Here is a 15,015-nt window from a genome sequence, read left to right on the forward strand (position 1 = left end):
TTTCCGCGTGGATTTTCTGTCGTTTCACTGTAGGCGTAAATCCATAATACCGTATGGATCTCCGCTTACGCGGAGATGACACAAAAAAATCCTGTTTCAAGGCTTCTGTAACGCTTCTATCACCGCTCCTAAGAATCTGGTTGCTTCACCTCCAGTCACAGCGCGATGGTCAAAGCTTAAAGACAAAGGCAAGAGGCGATGCTTTTCGATCCTATCCTGGTTTACAACTGCCCCTTCATACAAGCGACCTACAGCTACAATGGCAACCATAGGTGGCACAATAATAGGGCTTGCAAATCGACCAGCAAATTTACCGAAATTCGACAACGTAATCGTGGCGCCTTTTAAATTATCAGCTGCAACGGTACGATTTTGAACGTCCGTCTTATAGTCATTGATCAACTGCCTTATTTCCGTATCACTCCGTTTGGCCGCATTGTGAATTACGGGAACAAACAAACCCTCGGTACTATCCATTGCTAGTCCAAGGTTTACTTCCGTAAAACATTTTCGCGCACTATGTTCTGTATTAAACCAGGCATTTAGGGCAGGTTCTTTTTTACAAGCCTCCACAATAGCTCGGATGAGACGGACAGTGATATCGGTCTGAGGTTGCCAACATTGAATATCCGCTTCGTCAAAAATACTTACAGGAACAACTTCCTGATGAGACTGAACCATACTGTTGAGCATCGCACGACGCACTCCACGTAAGGCTTCGAAACCCTCGGGGAGTTGTGTTTGTTTATTAGCTGCATTTTGTACATCGTCTCGGGTAATGACACCATGCTCACCCGTGCCTTTGATTGATTTTAAATCAACGCCTAATTTTTTAGCTAACAACCGCACAGCAGGTGTCGCTTTAGCGCGTTGTGTACCGGAGTGGCTTGAACCAATTGTAAAATTATCCTCACTGATGTCAGTGCTTTCTTCAAGATTACCAACTACGGTTCCTTTATCGGAGCGTACAGCTTCAGTTGCCTCAAAGCCTACTAATGGCTCGCCAGTTTTTATGACATCACCGGGTTTACCGAATAGCTTGATAATTTTTCCAGCCTGGGGGCAGGGAACATCCACTACTGCTTTTGCTGTTTCCATTGAAACTAAAGGTTGATCGACTTCAACTGTATCACCTTCTTTGACAAACCACTCGTGAATTTCAGCATCAGGCAAACCTTCGCCTAAATCAGGTAAATTGAAAATATTCATTATCACTCCATTATGCTCATGACACTGTTTTTAATTCGAGAAACACTCGGTATGTAGTGTTTTTCTAATTGAAAATAGGGCATTACAGTATCGTAACCAGTCACTCTTTGAACCGGGGCTAATAAATCATGTAATAAGTTTTCCATGAGCTGTGCGGCAATTTCCGCACCAACCCCACAGGTTTTAGCGCCCTCATGAACGATGACGCAGCGCCCAGTCTTTTCGACGGAAGCAATAATAGTCTCAATATCTAAGGGCTTCATGGATGCCACATCAATCACTTCACAAGAAACCCCTTCTTCTGCTAACTGTTTTGCAGCCTGCAAGGTTTCATGCATGCTTGCTCCCCAGCTGACTAAAGTAATGTCCTCTCCTTCCTGAAGAGTAAAGCATTTACCCAAAGGCAAAGCGATACCATTATCTTCTACGGGCTGTTTAGCTAATCGGTAAATTCGTTTGGGTTCTAAAAAGACCACTGGATCAGGGCTTCGAATTGCTGCTAATAACAAACCATACGCTCTCTTAGGCGAGGAGGGGATAACCACCTGTAAACCAGGAATATGAGCAAATAACGCTTCGGTGCTTTCTGAGTGGTGTTCAGGAGCGCGAATGCCTCCACCGAAAGGTGCTCGAAACACGATAGGGCAATGTAATCTGCCACGTGTTCTATTACGCATGCGGGCGGCATGGGAAATAATTTGGTTCATGGCAGGATAAATAAATCCCATAAATTGAAATTCTGCGACGGGTTTTAATCCCTGAACCGACATACCCACAGCAAGGCCTGCAATCATCGATTCAGCAAGCGGAGAGTCAAAAACACGATGCTCACCAAACCGCTCTTGTAAACCAACAGTGGCACGAAAGACACCACCATTTTTACCCACGTCTTCACCAAAAACGATCACATCTTCATCCTTGGCCAACTCATATGCCAAGGCTTGGGTTACTGCTTCAACAAGCGTTATATCAGGCATGAGCCGCTTCCTCCATGGCTATTGCACGTTGCTCTATGAGATAATCGGGCAGCTGTGCATAATGATAATCAAATATACTACTAACAGGTTGCGGCGGACGGTTTAAGTATTCGGTCACTGCTTCCTCAATCATTTTGCCACTTTGTTCAAGCAGTCTTTCCTCTTGCTTGGCATCCCAAATATTTTGTTGTTCTAAATAATGTTTGAAGCGGCTTATAGGTTCTTTTAATTTGGCTTGTTCAACTTCTTCACAAGGTTGGTATCGTGTAGCATCGTCAGCAGTCGTGTGGTCACAAAGACGGTAGGTTAATGCTTCAATTAAAGTCGGACCTTCGCCACGGCGTGCTTTTTCAATAGCTTCACTAATTACTTCACGACAGGCCAGTACATCATTACCATCAATTTGAATGCCTGCAAATCCTGCGGCTATTGCTTTCTGAGCAATCGTTTCACAAGCAGTTTGCTTGGATAATGGTACAGAAATAGCCCATTTATTATTATTAACCACAAAAACAACGGGTAATTTCCAGGCGCCAGCCACATTCATGGCCTCATAAAAATCGCCTTCTGAGGTACCGCCTTCACCAATACAAACAACGGCAACACGAGGTTGTTTGCGATAGTTAAAGGCAAACGCGACACCAGTGGCATGTAAACATTGAGAGGCGATAGGGACACAAATTGGAAGATCTTCTGATCCGCAAGCAAATTGGCTTCCACGTTCATCGCCACCCCAATAGGCTAAAATTTCAGACATTTTAACACCACGTTGGAATTGCGCTGCGTAGTCGCGATAATAAGGAACCAGTACATCTTCTTTCCGCATCGCATGGCCAATAGCCGTTGAAATAGCTTCCTGGCCGTTAATTGGAGCATAGGTTCCCATTTTTCCTGTACGCTGGAGAGCAATGGCTTTTTTATCAAAAGCTCTTGTACGGACCATAATACTGTATAGTTCCTTTAAAACCTCTTTATTGGCAGTAAACGATGGTAAATTGCCTGAAGGTTTTCCTTGTTCATTAATGAATTGAACAAAAGGTATTTCAAAACGGGCGACTGTTGTCACGTCTGTCTCCTTGTTAGCAACGCCGCCATAGGATACTCACAATTGCTCTTAAAAACTAGAGGTTGGTGATATTTCCACGGCTGTCCTCATATGCCTTCTTTCAGAGTATCCTAACCACACTGTGGTAAACATCAAAAAAGACAACCGTCATCACGAACATAGTGAAGGAGTTCCTTTGTATCAGGAATGTCTCACTACGTTCGACATGACGCACGTCTTTGGGAATGTAACGAAGAAAGGGCCGTATATTTTTAATGGACAATCTTAGATATTTGCCTCATGTATGTTCACTATAGTCAATGTGGTGATATTTTATCTGATTCAATTATTCAATGACCCAACGCAAACTACCTATGAATTTCAGTGGTGGGTTCGAAACGACCGACCACTGCTGTACGCATGAGCAAATTAAGTATTAAATTAACGTAGGAGTGAATGTTTCCTCGTGATCCAACTCGTTGCTGCTGGTAGCTTTATTGAGTTGAACAGAAGCTTTTAATTCCTCTTCTATAAGTTGCATGAGAATATCCTTAAGTTTCAAAGGTAAGTCCTTTTTCTTTATTTTACCCAAATCAGTTTCATCAAGCGCTTTTTTCAACGCATTCTCTAGGGATTTGGATAGATAAATATCTTTATGAGCCGTAGAGGGTATACCAATATGCTTTTTAGCTTCCGTGTCTGCGGCATACGTATCTATGAGGGCTCTAATCGTCTCGGTAACAGTCTCCTCAGTCAATGCATTATGCACAGAATCTTTTTCTTTAGACAATTTTACTTTTAGGAATTTAAGCATAACCTGGTAGCAAGAATACACATTAGCCACACAAGCTGCTTTGCCTTCTATTTTCTCATTTAGCTCATGCATCAGTAAATCAAAGGCATATTCTATTTTTCCTGCTTCAATGGTTAGTTTTCTTAAGATATCAAGATTTTCGGCAAATAAGTCTTTTTGGTTGCATGTACTAAATTTAATCCTGAGTAACTCCAATTTATCAGCTGTTTCTTTATCTTTTGTTAGCGAGTAAGCGGTCATTTCAGAAGAGATGAAAAATAATAGTCCCCTCAGCATTACATTCACACGAGCGATATATTCTTGATAAATTGCAAATTCACACTCATGCTTATTATCGGAGAATTTTTCATCGCGTTCTTCAGGAGACAATTTTTCAGTGGGTGTGGGACCATAATTTAAACGCTTATTCGTCATCATCTGATCCACCATGTTTCGTAAATAAGCACTCAAATTTCTTGGTAATTCTTCCTGCGGGGCCATACTGTCATAAAGAGGTGCCAAGATGTCATTAAAAAGGGCGCAAATAATTTCCATTTGTTGTTGCTTTACCGGATACAACGCTTCATTTTTTTTATATTGAAGATTTTTGGGTAGATCATAAGCAGAAAAAACGAGATCTACGGTACGGTTTCGGGCATCCGATTTATTCTTTTCTGTAAAATACGACAAACAACTTAGTGTATTGCCCCATTCAGTAGGCCAATTTTCTTTATTAATAAAATTCTCAATGCGAATACCTTTGCAATCTTCTGCAGAATTGGAAGAGATGCTAATTGTGGTCTTCTTCTCAAAGAAAGTTGGAGAAGATTTGGAGTGTGGTCTTTTTTTAGGCTTTTCTAACTCATAAAGAGGCATCAGGGGATTGGTTTTGATAAAATGATTCACATCATTAATAACGGCAGTTTCACTCTCGATTGAAACCCCTTCGACCGTTCTCAAATATTTAAGTAAATCAGATTTGTTGTAGTTTTTATTTGTCCCTGCTAATTTTAGTGTACACTCAGCGCGGTTAGCTTCAGGGTTATATTCCCATATGAACGGGTGCTCGAAATACATAATCGAAGGGAAGCAAATTTTCATACATTGTCCTGATTTGAGAAAAATAATGCCAAATGTACAATTACATTCCACTTATGTAAAGATTTTTTCTAAAAAAATTGTACAAAAAGGTATCGTCTGATGGGTTTTACAATATTTAATCTGCAATATTCTGCGGATTTGCTTAAGAATTATCAAAACCTAACTGCATTACCGGGTTTTGTATTGCTTGAAAGTAGCGATAAATGGCGCGGTCGCTATGATATTTTGAGTGCTTGCCCTTACCGGTTAATTAAATTAAAGCAGGATTCTTGTACAAGTTTGGCATTCAAACAGATGGAGGAATGGGTTCCTTTGCGAGAATCTGTTGCTGATTTGCCATTCCAGGGTGGCGCCATTGGCTTTTGGTCTTATGATTTAGGGACGAGCCTTTTTGATATCCACTCCCATCCGCAACCTAATTTACTAGGAATACCTTTGGCAAATATAGGTTTGTATGACTGGGCAATTATTGCGGATCATGCACAAAAAAAAGTTGTCTTATTTTCTGCAAATACCCAGCCTGAAACGCTTGCTATCACCCAGGAAATCTTAACACTGTGGGAACTTGGTCATGTAAAAGATAAAATGTTTGGTTTGAAAGAAACGTTTAAACCGCTACTTACTAAATCTTCTTATTATGATGGATTTAAAACCATTCGTAGGAGTTTGGAGGAAGGGCGTTGTTATCAAGTGAATTATACCCAACCATTTAATGCACCTTACGAGGGTGATGCTTGGGAAATGTACAAGCAAGTGAGGCTAAAAAATCCGGTGCCCTATTCCGCGTTTTTGCGTACTGAAGACAGTGATATCTTAAGCTTTTCTCCCGAACGTTTTTTGTTACAGGATAATGAGTTATTACTAACTTCCCCCATTAAGGGATCGGAAAAAAGAGCTAACGACGCCCTAGAGGATGAATTATGGCGTAAAACATTACTGGAAAGCAGTAAAAATCGCGCAGAAAATGTGATGATAGTTGATTTGTTGCGTAATGATTTAGGTAAAATCGCGCGTCCTGGATCAGTTTCAGTCCCATCTTTGTGTGAAATCCAAAGTTATACTGCTGTTCATCACTTGGTAAGCCATATTGAGGCACTTCGCAGGGCTGATGTATCTCCCTTTCAAGCATTTGAAGCCTGTTTTCCCGGCGGTTCTATCACCGGTGCGCCTAAACTTGAATCGATGCGTGTTATTGCTGAAAATGAAGCTTACGCTCGAGGGATTTATTGCGGAAGTATTGCCTATTTTTCTCACCATGGCCGTTTTGATAGCAATATAGCCATCCGTACGGTAGTGGCACGTAATAATATTTTGCATCTAGCGGCTGGTGGTGGAATAGTCATTGACTCGAACTGGGAAGATGAATACTGTGAATGTTTTACAAAAATAGCGGCAATTCTCAATGGGCTTCAAAACTCCGGATAAAACTTCTTTATGTCAAACCGCCTCCGTATTGGTGCTTCACAATTTATCGAATAACTCCTTAATCCTCACTCGACGGAGTTTAACCTTAAGAAATCATCCTGGTGAAATCTGCTTTCCGGGAGGACGTTGGCAAGAGGGGGATAAGGATCTATTAGCAACGGCTTTTCGGGAACTACAAGAAGAGCTGGGTATTGCTCCATCACGGGTAAAGTCACCACGATTAATGATGCCTGAGTCCACTTTAAGTGGTTTTTTTATTTATCCCTGGTTTGCGACGATTGATGCATTAGAGCCGTATTCGGTTAATTCGGATGAGGTTCTTGATGTGTTAAATTTACCGTTACAAGAGGCGAAAAAGTTAGAACACTATCAGGAAATTACGGTATATAAGAGTGGAGTTGAATTTAAAAGTTGCCTATATACTGCCAGCCCGCATCTTGTATGGGGGGCCACAGCCCGGATCATGAGACAACTTTGCAGCAAGATAAAATAGAATACATGATAGCTTGAGATACGGACAATCTTTATATCCCGCGACATTTGTTCGCTGGATCCAGAAGCACTGCGCGTACGCAGAGATGTGATCAGAAACAGGAATACGCCGCGGTAGGTCGAGCTATAAGTAAACAACTCAAAGTGTACGGTATTATGCAGCAGTAGCCTCTTCTGTTTTAAGGGCACGCCTTAAAATTTTTCCTACATTTGTTTTTGGCAATTCGTCATAAAATTCGACAATTTTTGGAATTTTATAGCCGGTTAGATGCTCTCGACAGTGAGCAATAATCTCTTCGGAGGTTAAATTGGAGTCTCGCTTAACGATACAAGCTTTAACACGCTCCCCGGACTCCTCATCAAAAACGCCAACAACACCTACTTCAAGGACACCAGGATGCATACTGATAACTTGTTCAACTTCATTAGGATAGACATTAAAGCCCGACACATCAATCATGTCTTTTTTACGATCGACAAGATAGACATAACCTTTTTCGTCCATTCGCGCTATGTCCCCTGTTTTTAAGAAACCATCCGGTGTAAACACCAGCGCTGTTTCGTCCGGTCTCTGCCAATAGCCGGCCATAACCTGTGGGCCCTTAACACATAATTCACCTGCTTCACCGGGCAAAACATCCTTGCCTTCGTTGTCACGGATTGCCAGATCTGTGGAAGGTAAGGGTAGCCCTATGCTACCGTTATAATCTTCGAGATACATAGGATTAATAGTTACAGCAGGACTTGTTTCTGTTAAGCCATACGCTTCAAGCACCCTCGTGTGCGTTTTCTCTTTCCATTTTAAAGCGACACTTTTCTGTAAAGCCATCCCTCCGGAAAGGGCAAGTTTTAATTTCGAGAAATCAATTTCATGTAGTTTGGGATGATTTAATAGGGCGTTGAATAAGGTATTTACTCCGGTAATGGCTGTAAAGCCGCTGTTTTTAATTTCAGAAATAAAATGGGCTATATCACGTGGATTGGTAATTAAAATATTTTTTGCACCGGCTCTTATAAAAGTTAGACAGTTGGCTGTCAGTGAAAAAATATGATAAAGGGGAAGGGCTGTTACGATAGTGTCTTGACCGTCTTTTAGAAGTGGAGCTATCCATGAAGAGGCTTGCAATACATTAGCAATCATATTCCCATGCGTTAAAATAGCACCTTTGGATACCCCAGTTGTCCCACCTGTATATTGTAGAAAAGCAATAGATTGATGATCAATGTGTACAGGTTCGAGATGGCCGCTTGCGCCCTGCATTAATGCGTCATTGAAGCTGATAGCATGCGGGATGTGATAAGCCGGAACCATTTTTTTTATGTATTTAACGACGGCATTGACGATCATTTTTTTTACCGTAGGGAATACATCGCCGATTTGTGTGATGACGACGTGTTTAATCTTCGTCTGAGGTAACGCCTTTTCGACTGTGTTAGCAAAATTGGCCAATACCACAATTGCTTCTGCACCTGAGTCATCCATTTGGTGGGCTACTTCATCACTGGTATAAAGTGGATTGGTATTAACAACAATATAGCCAGCCCTTAAAATTCCAAAAAGGGCAATGGGATATTGCAGCAAATTAGGCATCATAATGGCAACGCGAGCCCCTTTCTTTAATCCCAACTGCTGTAAATAGGTCGCAAATTGAGCGCTTTTTTTATCAAGCTCTGCATAAGTTAGCGGGCTACCCATGTTCATATAGGCAACTCGGGATGCGTATTTACGACAAGATTCTTCGAATAATGCTACAACCGATGTGTATTCGTTGACATCAATACTATAAGGAACGCCTTTTTGGTAATGTTCAAACCAAACTTTATCCACGTTTATTTCCTTCTGTTATTAATCCCCTCATGGTAGTATAAACAAAAATAAGGGTGATGGATATCGAGATTATGGCTGATAATTTATTGAAATCACAGGCTTTTAAGCTCAAAGGGCGTTTGTATACCTTTACTGTATTGCAATTACTGAGCCGTGATCGCTCCCTCTTTGAGCAACAATTAATTGAAATCGTTGCAAAAGCGCCGCGACTTTTTGACAGGACTCCTGTAGTACTGGACTGCAGCGCGCTCGAAGACGGAGAGATTGATCTGCAATCATTCTGCCAATGCATGCGTGAAAACCATCTATTACCTGTTGCTGTCCAAGGCGCCAATTCTTTTTTGAACACATTGGCTCAATGCCAAGGATTGGCAGTACTAAATGCTTCTTCGAGCCATGACAAGCCATTGCTGGAAGAGCAAGAAACGGCCGTTGAGTCCATTAAGACAAAATTACTGACAACGCCTGTTCGCTCTGGACAACAGGTGGTGAGCAAGGGAGGTGATTTAGTCATTACTGCATCGGTAAGTCATGGCGCTGAGTTACTCGCTGATGGCAATATCCATATTTATGGGGCGTTACGGGGTAGGGCGCTAGCTGGAATCTCTGGTGATAAACAAGCACGTATTTTTTGCCAATCCCTCGACGCAGAATTGGTTTCAATTGCAGGCTTTTATCGATTAAGTGATGCTATTGAGCCTTACTCAGGACCCTGTCAAATTTTCTTACAAGATGAACATATTCAAATAGAACCCTTATGTTAGATGCTGTTTTTATATCGGATTTACATTTGCATCCAGACGAAGCTCAAATAAACGCCCGGTTTAATGCGTTTATTGATTGGGCGGCTGCCAATACCCGGACCCTTTATATCCTGGGTGACTTCTTCCATGCCTGGTCGGGTGACGATGGGCTTGAACCATGGAGCAGAGCCATTGCACAACGGCTACATTGGCTCTCCCAACAAAAGGTAAAAATCTATTATATCCATGGAAATCGAGACTTCTTGTTAGGTGGCCAATTTGCAAATCTGGCTGGCATGGAGATACTTTCAGAGCCCACTATTATTTCCTTGCATACAAGAGTGATGTTGATGCATGGTGATAGCTATTGTACTAAAGATCGAGCCCATCAGTGGTTTAGACGATTAACGAGAAATCCTTTGTTTATTAAGATTTTCTTGCACTTGCCATTATCGCTGCGTAATCGATTGGTCCACCAGGTAAGGCAACATAGCCAACATAACAAGAAAAAAAGTGTAGCAAAAATGGATGTGGTAGAAACGACGATGCTTAAACACATGCAAAAAAACAACATAAATATTCTAATTCATGGCCACACGCATAAGCCTGGCTTAAGAAAATATGAGTATAATAAAAATAAGTATAGTCAGTACGTCTTAAGTGATTGGGATAACAGTCCTCAGCTTTTGTGTTATGATAAGACAAATGGCTTTAAATTTTTGCGATTTTAGTGGAGAAAGTGTAATGGCAAGTTTAAAAGATATTAAAAATGGTCTTTTTCCCAATAAAGAACAACAAGTGCCTGTCGATCCTTTTGTCAAGGTTATGGCCGAGCGCGAGGCTAAGGAAACCGAACAAAAAAATATTGAAAGAACAAGGGATATAAAAGAAAGAAAAAGTAGCGCGGCACATGACAGACAATATTCGAAAGAGGTTATGGAAGCGAAGAAAATAGTTGAAGACAATATTAAAAAAATGATCTCTGGCCGCTCCGAAGCGTATGTGGAATGGGCTACCGGCATGAATATGATTGTAGGCTATCTGCGCGATTTTGTTGATTACATTTATAAATCAATGGATTATGAGGCCACACCTAATATTTCTTGGGATAAATCAAATAGTGATAACCTGAATATAAAAGGTGATGGCAAAGCACTACCTGATATAAGTTACAGCGTTACTATGGATGATACTGGACATATAAAAACAGCAGTCAAGGCTGATAAGAACATAATTACTGCCGAAGAGAAGAAATATTTTGACGTAGCTTTAGCTGCCTGGGCTAAGGAAAAAGGGTATACACTAGAAGCCGATCATGCCAATCTTGATGCAGGATTCACCTTAAGAGATGACAAAACTAAAGAGCTAGTGACTGATAAAGCGGTTTTTGATAACTTGAAAAAAGATTCTACCAATGGGCTGCATAGTTATTTAACGGATAGATTTGCTATGGCCTTAGAGGAGCTAAATACCCCCGTAGTAGACAGACCCTAACTTTGAAAAGGTATTCCACTATGAAAGCGGAATACCTTATCCTCTGAACCAATTAATTTATTTTCCACCTGTAGAAAAAAATCGATACGTTCCTCAATCTCACCGCCATACAGTATTGCAAGGCGTAAATAATCTTGAAAATGACGCGATTCTGATTTGACTAACGAGGCATAAAATTTTTCAAGCTGTGAGTCCCTCAGTACGGAAAGTAAGGAATGGAAACGCTCACAAGAACGCGCTTCAATAATGGCCCCTACTATTAGTTGATCACGTAAACGCTCTTTGCAGCCTCCTTTGGTGACATATTGATGCATTTTTTGAGCGTAATTGGAGGGTTGTAATGGCCCAAAGTCAATTTGTCGTTGTTTCATCAGATCGATGACTTTTTCAAAATGTAATAACTCTTCCCTGGCCAACGGTGACATAACAGCAACAAGCTCCTCTTTTTCTGGATACTTGCTTATAAAATTGATTGCAGTAGCTGCCGCTTTCCGCTCGCAGTGGGCATGATCAATAAGAAGAAGAGGCAAGTTTTGGGTGGCTGCTTTTAGCCATGCTTCAGGCGTTGGAACACGAAGAAAATCAATTAAAATTTGCAAATCACTGACTTTTGTGCTTAGCATGATAATTTACACTATACTATTTAAAAATAGTGCGTTTATATCACAGACTGTTATAAAAATCATATTGGATAAACAATGAGCGTAGAAAAATCAGAAGTGGAAAATGACTTATCTGAGTGGTTATCAACCTATGGTTTGGTAACGGTGGAACGGATAATGGAACGGTATAAGATTCGTCTTCAGCAAGAGGATTTAATAAGTGTTATAAAAAGCCCTAATACGTTTTATCATCAGTTAGTACGTGTCCCTTTAAAAAATGTTTTAAATGGGATTATTTTACAACAAGCACACGATTATCAAGTGTACGCTCAAAAGTTATTTGTTGATTATTTATTATCAGGAGAATCAAGTAAAAGCGCGGATTCTCCTGGGGGTTATACACGTGAAGATTTAGAAAAAGAACGTCAATCCCTGATAAAAATGGGGGAAGCCTTTCATGAGCAGGAGTTAGCACATACCCGTTTAATTGCTGATAGTCAGAAAAGCCTGATAAAACAAGTTGAAGAGTGGCAGAAAATTTTACAACAGGTAGCAAAAAAAATTAAAACTGCCATGCAATCACAGCAAATCGTTGTAAGTGAAAACGCAGTTATTCAAGCAATCAATATTTTATTAATCCTGCAAGATGTTACAAAAACATCCGATGTAGCCCTAAAAAATGAAGGGTGGACCCGTGTTGAAAAAATACTACAACAAAAACTTTCTGAAGATTTAAGACAACAATTTGTTGAACAAATAGCGAGTTTACGAAATTTTATGTTAGAAACAGAATCCTTATTACAGGGGTTTATTGATGTCATCGCTGCAATGACTGCAAGGCTGCGGGACTTTCGTACTCAATTTTATAATTTAATTCTGAAAGTAACAGAGCTTATTCGACAGCTTCCAGAGTATCGTGCAAATTCTGTACAAACGGAAGAAAATCGCGAATCTCTCCATTTCGATAAAGCTATCGGTGATCAAAGTTAAAACAGTGAATTTAATTAGCCAGTTAACTAACATCTCGTGTATAATATGGCACTTTTAATCTCAAGTAGTGGAGTGCATTATGGCAAATGAGTTAACTTTATCGATTATTAAACCTGATGCTGTAGCAAAATCAGTGATTGGACAAATTTCTGCACGTTTTGAAAATGCAGGACTAAAAATAGTAGCTGCAAAAATGAAACAATTATCTCGCCAGGAAGCAGAAGGTTTCTATGCGGTGCATAAAGAGCGTCCTTTTTTTAATGACTTGGTGTCATTCATGATTTCAGGGCCCGTGATGATTCAAGTATTACAAGGTGAAAATGCGATCACTAAAAATCGGGAGCTAATGGGGGCAACCAATCCAAAAGAAGCTGCTCATGGTACAATCCGTGCTGATTTTGCAGACAGCATTGACGCAAATGCGGTTCATGGTTCTGATAGCGCAGAAACTGCGGCACAAGAAGTTGCCTTTTTCTTTGAACCTCATGAAATCTGCAAAAGATAATAAGTTGTTGAGGTAACAAATGAATCAGAAAATCAATCTTTTGAATTTTAATTATCAACAAATGCGTAATTTTTTTAGTGATTTGGGTGATAAACCTTATCGTGCGCAACAAGTGATGCAATGGATTCATCAGGTTGGTTTTCATGATTTTTCACAAATGAGCAATCTGGGTAAAGTACTGCGAGAAAAGCTGGCTCAGATTGCTGAAATTCGCTTGCCAGAAATTGTCACTTGCCAGAAATCTAGCGATGGAACTCACAAATGGTTGTTAAAACTTGATTGTGGGAACTGCATTGAAACTGTTTTTATTCCTGAAGCAAATAGAGGCACCTTGTGTGTATCTTCTCAAGTGGGTTGCGCCTTAAATTGTAGTTTCTGTTCTACTGCCAAACAAGGTTTTAACCGTAATCTAAGTACAGCAGAAATTATAGGGCAGGTCTGGCTTGCCGTTAGAGAATTATCCCAGCAACAAGGAGCCCATGATAAAAAAATTACTAATGTAGTAATGATGGGCATGGGAGAACCCCTGCTTAATTTTGATAATGTCGTTGCTGCGATGGATATCATGATGGATGATTTTGCATATGGTCTGTCTAAACGCCGAGTCACCTTAAGTACCTCAGGTGTGTTACCAGAATTACAGAAACTGCGCGAGGTTAGTCCCGTTGCTTTAGCTGTTTCATTGCATGCGCCTAACGATAAATTACGTAATGAGTTGGTTCCAATTAATAAGAAATATCCTCTCGTGCAGTTAATGGCTTTATGCAAAGCTTATTTTAAAAATGAACCCAAACGGAAAGTGACTTTTGAATATGTCATGTTGAAAGATGTGAATGACCAGCCAGAACATGCAGAACAACTGATTAAACTTTTAAAAGACGTTCCTGCGAAGGTTAACCTTATTCCCTTCAACCCGTTTCCTTTGACGCAATATGAGCGTTCCTCTCAAGCAACTATTGATGCATTTCGTGACAGATTAATCGCAAAGGGAATTAATACCATCACACGTAAAACACGTGGGGATGATATTGATGCTGCTTGTGGTCAATTGGCTGGGAACGTAAAAGACAGGACCAGTCGTTCGGCACGATGGCAAAAATTACATTTTATTCCATCACAAGGGTCGGTAGAAACCAAGTAACAATACAGGGGTGAAATCCTATCATTTTGAATGAATTGGAAGACCGTTATCTTACACAAATTACCGTCCTCCTGAGCGCACCATCCATACTGTGACAAACATCCAAAAAGACGACCGTTATCCCGATCGTAGTGAGGGATCTGCCTTGTATCAGGAGATGTCTCACTACGTTCGACATGACGTATGTCTTTGGAAGCGTCCTAGTCCCTGTGGAGCAAACATCAGGAAAGACTTACGTCATCCCGAACGTAGTGAGGGATCTGCTTTGTATCAGGAGATGTTTCACTACGTTCGACATGACGTATGTCTTTGGGAGCGTCCTAGTCCCTGTGGAGCAAACATCAGGAAAGACTTACGTCATCCCGAACATAGCGAGGGATCTGCCTTGTATCAGGAGATGTCTCACTACGTTCGACATGACGTATGTCTTTGGGAGCGTCCCAGTCCCTGTGGAGCAAACATCAGGAAGACTTACGTTATCCCGAACATAGTGAGGGATCTGCTTTGTATCAGGAGATGTCTCACTACGTTTCATATGACGTATGTCTTTGGGAGCGTCCTAGTCCCTGTGGAGCAAACATCAGGAAGACTTACGTTATCCGAACATAGTGAGGGATCTGCTTTGTATCAGGAGATGTTTCACTACGTTCGACATGACGTATGTCTTTGG

Annotated in this window: 14 protein-coding genes; 8 read left to right on the plus strand and 6 right to left on the minus strand. The window is 40.8% G+C overall.

What is annotated here, in order from left to right:
* Positions 1 to 96: 96 nt before the first annotated feature.
* The 4 genes from Ljam_RS11840 to Ljam_RS11855 form a co-directional block, all read right to left on the minus strand.
* Positions 97 to 1,209, minus strand: coding sequence for a dihydrolipoamide acetyltransferase family protein (locus tag Ljam_RS11840; protein ID WP_058450218.1), 1,113 nt, complete (start codon positions 1,207 to 1,209; stop codon positions 97 to 99).
* 2 nt (positions 1,210 to 1,211) lie between these two features.
* Positions 1,212 to 2,186 (minus strand): alpha-ketoacid dehydrogenase subunit beta, encoded by a 975-nt coding sequence (locus tag Ljam_RS11845; RefSeq protein ID WP_058450219.1) that lies wholly within the window; start codon positions 2,184 to 2,186, stop codon positions 1,212 to 1,214.
* Complete coding sequence (gene pdhA / locus Ljam_RS11850) at positions 2,179 to 3,252, minus strand: pyruvate dehydrogenase (acetyl-transferring) E1 component subunit alpha (protein ID WP_058450220.1); 1,074 nt, start codon at positions 3,250 to 3,252, stop codon at positions 2,179 to 2,181. The genes Ljam_RS11845 and pdhA overlap by 8 nt, the downstream gene beginning before the upstream one ends.
* 415 nt (positions 3,253 to 3,667) lie before the next feature.
* Positions 3,668 to 5,125, minus strand: coding sequence for a hypothetical protein (locus Ljam_RS11855; protein WP_058450221.1), 1,458 nt, complete (start codon positions 5,123 to 5,125; stop codon positions 3,668 to 3,670).
* A 96-nt stretch (positions 5,126 to 5,221) separates the two neighbouring features.
* On the opposite strand from Ljam_RS11855, the gene pabB reads away from it, so the two are divergent.
* Positions 5,222 to 6,550, plus strand: a complete 1,329-nt coding sequence (gene pabB / locus Ljam_RS11860; RefSeq protein WP_162262928.1) for an aminodeoxychorismate synthase component I — start codon at positions 5,222 to 5,224, stop codon at positions 6,548 to 6,550.
* A complete protein-coding gene (locus tag Ljam_RS11865) occupies positions 6,528 to 7,043 on the plus strand; it encodes an NUDIX hydrolase (RefSeq protein WP_058450223.1) in 516 nt (171 codons plus the stop codon). The genes pabB and Ljam_RS11865 overlap by 23 nt, the downstream gene beginning before the upstream one ends.
* Positions 7,044 to 7,196: 153 nt before the next feature.
* On the opposite strand, the gene Ljam_RS11870 is transcribed toward Ljam_RS11865, so the two are convergent.
* The gene (locus Ljam_RS11870; RefSeq protein WP_058450224.1) at positions 7,197 to 8,870 is read right to left on the minus strand and encodes an AMP-binding protein; all 1,674 of its coding nucleotides are present in this window, start codon (positions 8,868 to 8,870) and stop codon (positions 7,197 to 7,199) included.
* 71 nt (positions 8,871 to 8,941) lie between these two features.
* Here Ljam_RS11870 and minC point away from each other — a divergent pair, with 71 nt between their 5' ends.
* The 3 genes from minC to Ljam_RS11885 are packed head-to-tail and all read left to right on the plus strand — an operon-like array spanning position 8,942 to position 11,107.
* Positions 8,942 to 9,634 carry a septum site-determining protein MinC gene (gene minC / locus Ljam_RS11875; RefSeq protein ID WP_058450225.1) on the plus strand — a complete coding sequence of 231 codons (693 nt, stop codon included), beginning with the start codon at positions 8,942 to 8,944 and terminating at the stop codon, positions 9,632 to 9,634.
* The gene (locus tag Ljam_RS11880; RefSeq protein WP_058450226.1) at positions 9,628 to 10,344 is read left to right on the plus strand and encodes a UDP-2,3-diacylglucosamine diphosphatase; all 717 of its coding nucleotides are present in this window, start codon (positions 9,628 to 9,630) and stop codon (positions 10,342 to 10,344) included. The genes minC and Ljam_RS11880 overlap by 7 nt, the downstream gene beginning before the upstream one ends.
* A gap of 13 nt (positions 10,345 to 10,357) precedes the next feature.
* Entirely contained in the window at positions 10,358 to 11,107 is a 750-nt protein-coding gene (locus Ljam_RS11885) for a hypothetical protein (RefSeq protein WP_131762509.1), read from the plus strand.
* On the opposite strand, the gene Ljam_RS11890 is transcribed toward Ljam_RS11885, so the two are convergent.
* Positions 11,104 to 11,730 (minus strand): MiaE family protein, encoded by a 627-nt coding sequence (locus Ljam_RS11890; RefSeq protein ID WP_058450228.1) that lies wholly within the window; start codon positions 11,728 to 11,730, stop codon positions 11,104 to 11,106. The two genes, Ljam_RS11885 and Ljam_RS11890, sit on opposite strands and share 4 nt — an antisense overlap.
* A gap of 75 nt (positions 11,731 to 11,805) precedes the next feature.
* Between Ljam_RS11890 and Ljam_RS11895 the strand changes: the two genes are divergently transcribed.
* The 3 genes from Ljam_RS11895 (at position 11,806) to rlmN (ending at position 14,345) form a co-directional block, all read left to right on the plus strand.
* Complete coding sequence (locus Ljam_RS11895; RefSeq protein ID WP_058450229.1) at positions 11,806 to 12,699, plus strand: hypothetical protein; 894 nt, start codon at positions 11,806 to 11,808, stop codon at positions 12,697 to 12,699.
* A gap of 79 nt (positions 12,700 to 12,778) precedes the next feature.
* A complete protein-coding gene (ndk, locus tag Ljam_RS11900; protein ID WP_058450230.1) occupies positions 12,779 to 13,204 on the plus strand; it encodes a nucleoside-diphosphate kinase in 426 nt (141 codons plus the stop codon).
* 19 nt (positions 13,205 to 13,223) lie between these two features.
* Positions 13,224 to 14,345, plus strand: coding sequence for a dual-specificity RNA methyltransferase RlmN (gene rlmN, locus Ljam_RS11905; RefSeq protein WP_058450231.1), 1,122 nt, complete (start codon positions 13,224 to 13,226; stop codon positions 14,343 to 14,345).
* Positions 14,346 to 15,015 lie beyond the last annotated feature (670 nt).

The organism is Legionella jamestowniensis (assembly GCF_001467745.1).
Taxonomy (GTDB): Bacteria; Pseudomonadota; Gammaproteobacteria; order Legionellales; family Legionellaceae; genus Tatlockia; species Tatlockia jamestowniensis.